Annotated in this window: 3 protein-coding genes; all 3 read left to right on the top strand. The window is 39.6% G+C overall.

The genetic code is table 11. The annotated features are described in order from the left end of the window. Nucleotides 1-95: 95 nt before the first annotated feature. Nucleotides 96-2,549 (top strand): glycoside hydrolase family 31 protein, encoded by a 2,454-nt coding sequence (locus tag AC1DPQ_RS20780; RefSeq protein ID WP_477610741.1) that lies wholly within the window; start codon nt 96-98, stop codon nt 2,547-2,549. Nucleotides 2,550-2,757: 208 nt separating this feature from the next. After that, nucleotides 2,758-3,066, top strand: a complete 309-nt coding sequence (rhaM, locus tag AC1DPQ_RS20775) for an L-rhamnose mutarotase (protein ID WP_477585212.1) — start codon at nt 2,758-2,760, stop codon at nt 3,064-3,066. Nucleotides 3,067-3,070: 4 nt separating this feature from the next. Then, nucleotides 3,071-3,830, top strand: a 760-nt coding sequence (locus tag AC1DPQ_RS20770) for a glycosyl hydrolase (protein WP_477610740.1), incomplete at its 3' end; no start/stop codon positions are given.

The following is a 3,830-nucleotide window of genomic DNA, read 5'->3' as shown; positions in this document are numbered from 1 at the left end:
ACCAAACACGAGATTAATAAAACAGGTAAATCGACTGTGAAAATTTATATGCTCGATCCGGGCTTAGTAGTTAACCAGTTGGAAATACAATAAATATGATGAAGAAACTTTTAGCTTTTGTCCTATCCTTAGTTTTTATACTTGCCATCGCCAGGGCACAAAACATTGGCGATTATAAATCTGGTTTTAAGAAAACGGGCAATACCATTTCATTTTTAACCACAAAGGGAGAAGTGAAATTGGAGTTCTGTACACCAGAAATCTTCAGGATCAGAACCAGTTGGAACGGTAAGTTCGAAGCCAACGAAAACCTGATGGTGATTAATTACAACTGGGCTAATGTAGTGGTTAAAGTTTCAGATAAAAAAGATCATTTCTTGCTTGCCACCTCAAAATTGGTGATTAAATTATACAAAGCGCCTTTCAGGATTGATGTTTTTGACGTCAAAGGTAAATTGCTGAGCAGCGAAGTCAATGGATCAGTAAATAAAGAAAATACGCAGGTTGGGGTAACTAAAAAGCTGCAGGCCGACGAGCATTTCTTTGGTTTTGGCGAGCGCATGGATTTTATGGATCGCCGCTTTAAAAAAGTAATGTTAAATGTTGGGCGTGGAAAAGGTTTGCCGCATGCCATTGGTGCTTATAATATACTGGAAGCCAATTATTGTCCGGTTCCGTTTTTTATGAGTACAAAAGGTTATGGTATTTTTCTGCATAATTCTTTTGCTACCGAATGGGATATGGGCGCTTCTAAAAAAGATCAGTACAGTTTTAAAGCCGCTGATGGAGAATTGGATTATTATTTCATGTACGGGCCAACTTTTCCAGCTATTTTAGATCATTATACCAGTATTACAGGCAAATCGCCGATGTTGCCACAGTTTGCTTTAGGCTTACATGCAGGTACGTACAGTGGTGGTACATGGGGCCATGAGGCACAAACTTCAGATCATTATGTGGTTGAGCTGGCAAAAAAATACCGGTCGTTAGGTATTCCGGTTGATCTGCTTTGGTTAGATTCTACCTGGCGTTTATTTGGTGAAAATGGAGGTAAAGGTGCAACTTCTTTCGAATGGAGAGAAACCTTTAAAGATCCAAAATCAATGTTCGATAGCCTTTATGCCCTGAACTATAAAATGGTTGGATTGCACCTGCGTCCACGGTTTGATAATGCCAAAAAGTTAAACCTGTTAGATCAGGCCAGAGCGCAGGGTTATACTTATCCCGAAAATGGTAAACCCGGCGAATTTGTAAACTTTTTCGATGAGAAGGCTACGCAATGGTGGTGGGATAATGGCGTGATGCGGGTAGCAAAATTGGGGGCAAAATTTCTGAAAACTGATGAAGGAAGTGCGTTTGGATCATTGGCAAATGAGAGTGAAAAAGTTGGTCCGACAGGAAAAGATGCAGAACGTTTGCACAATCTTTTTCCAATAGCCTATGCCAAAGCACCGTTTTTGGAGTTCGAAAAGTTTAATGGTTTTAGGGGATTAAATCAAACCCGGGAAGGTTATTCGGGCATTCAACGTTATCCATATATTTTTGCAGGCGATTGGCCAAGTGAATGGCAATACTTTGCTCCGGTAATTAAAGCTGGATTAAATGTTGGTCTTTCGGGTGTAGGTTCATGGGCGCATTGTATGGGCGGTTTCGAACATCAGGCCGATCCGGAGCTGTATATCCGTTGGGTGCAATTTGGGATGTTCAGTCCAATTGCACTTGTTTTTGGGATGGATCACCCTGGTTATAAAGAACCCTGGAAATATGGTGAAGATGCTTTGCGTAATTTCAAAAAATACGATCTGTTGCGTTACCGTTTATTCCCTTATATGTATACTAGTATGCATCAGCAATACGAAACAGGTTTGCCGATGATGAGGGCTTTGGTACTCAACCATCAGGATGATGAAAATGTATACGAAATAGGCGATCAGTATATGTTTGGCGACAATTTAATGGTTGCCCCGGTAACCACCAAAGGCGCCATTACCCGTTCGGTTTATTTACCGGAAGGTACCTGGTTTAACTACTGGACAAACGAAAAATACGAAGGCAAAAGTTATCACCATGTGGTAGCACCTTTAGATACCATTCCTTTGTTTGTAAAGGCGGGAAGCATTATTCCGATGCAGCCAGAAATGGCCTACAGTGGCGAAAAACCAGTTGATGTGATTACCCTGGATGTTTTTCCTTATGGAGCATCTAAATATGATATGTACGAAGACGACAATTTAAGCGCTGCATACAAAACAGGGAACTTTGCATTAACCAAGATTACTTCCTCATTAACAGCATCGGATTTAACGCTGAAAGTGGCTAAACCAACAGGTAGTTTTAAGCCAACTAAACATAAATATCTGGCTAAAATACATTGGATAGTAAAGGCAGATCCCAGTGTTGTTTCAGAAAATGGTACTAAATTAAAAGTTTTAAAAACACCAGATCAATTGGATAAAACTGAAGGCTGGTTTTATGATATAAAAAATAAGATACTTTGGATCAAATCAACTGGAGATAATAGTGCTGATTTGAGCTTTGTAGTGAATTAATGGATGGTTCGTGGAGACACGAACCACGGAGATTTGTCATTCTGAACGCAGTGAAGAATCTAAGAAATAGAACACAGGTTTAGCTAAAAAACTGAACCAGAATGTAAATGAAGAACTCAGTTTAAGTGCTTATCGGTTCGGGATTCTTCACTGYGTTCAGAATGACAGTACTAATAGTTGAAATCCTTAAAAAAATAAAATTGAAAACATGAAAATTGCATTCAAAATGAAACTTAAACCAGGTTTTGAAACAGAATATAAAAAGCGCCATGATGAGATCTGGCCAGAGTTATCTACTTTATTAAAGGAAAATGGGATCAGCGATTATTCTATCTTTTTAGATGAAGAAACCAATACACTTTTTGCGGTGCAACAACAAAACGGAAATTCCTCGCAAGATTTAGGCAGTACCCAGATTGTGCAAAAATGGTGGGCATACATGGCCGATATTATGGAAACCAATGCCGATAATTCTCCAAAAACATTCCCTTTAGAAATGGTATTCCATTTAGATTAAATTTATGCAATTACAACGATTCTTTTCTGTTCTGCTACTTAGTGCATTAATTTTTAGTTTGGCTAAAGCACAAAAGCCTGTAAAAAATACCAGCAGTTGGCCTGTTATTGAAAAGCAGATGAAACCCTGGACACGTTGGTGGTGGATGGGAAATGCTGTAGACGAACAGAATTTGAACCTGGTTTTAAAGAAATACGCAGATGCTGGTCTTGGCGGTGTAGAAATTACACCAATTTATGGCGCCAAGGGTTTTGAAAAGCAATATTTACAGTTTTTATCGCCAGAGTGGGTGAATATATTGCACCATACGGTTAATAAAGCCAATACTTTAGGCTTGGGTGTTGATATGAACACCGGTACGGGCTGGCCATTTGGCGGTCCGCAGATTAAGCCCGAAAACGCTGCTACCAAACTGATTACCCAACAATATAAACTCAAGGGGGGAGAGAAGTTAACAGAAACCATTAAAGTTAAAGAAGCGAAACAGGATTTCGCGCAGTTACAGGCTTTGACGGCTTACGGTAATAATGGTGAGGTGCTCAACCTGCTTTCTAAAGTTCAGGCAGATGGAACTTTAAATTGGTCGCCTGGTAGTGGGAGTTGGGATATTTATGCTGCTTTTGCAGGTAAAACCAGCCAAATGGTTAAACGTGCAGCACCTGGAGGTGAAGGTTTTACTTTAGATCACCTCGATAAAAATGCAGTTGATGTTTACCTGAAAAGATTTTCGGATGCTTTTGGAGATAAACCACAAGGTATTCGGT

This window comes from Pedobacter sp. 01T416_2 (genome assembly GCF_056398925.1).
The sequence above is the reverse complement of the archived record's forward strand: the minus strand, read 5'-3'. Positions and strand labels throughout refer to the sequence as shown.

What these genes read in the sequence shown, in the direction of transcription:
- rhaM (WP_477585212.1), top strand. Translation starts at nt 2,758, where the DNA reads ATGAAAATTGCATTCAAAATGAAACTTAAACCAGGTTTTGAAACAGAA.
- AC1DPQ_RS20780 (WP_477610741.1), top strand. Translation starts at nt 96, where the DNA reads ATGATGAAGAAACTTTTAGCTTTTGTCCTATCCTTAGTTTTTATACTT.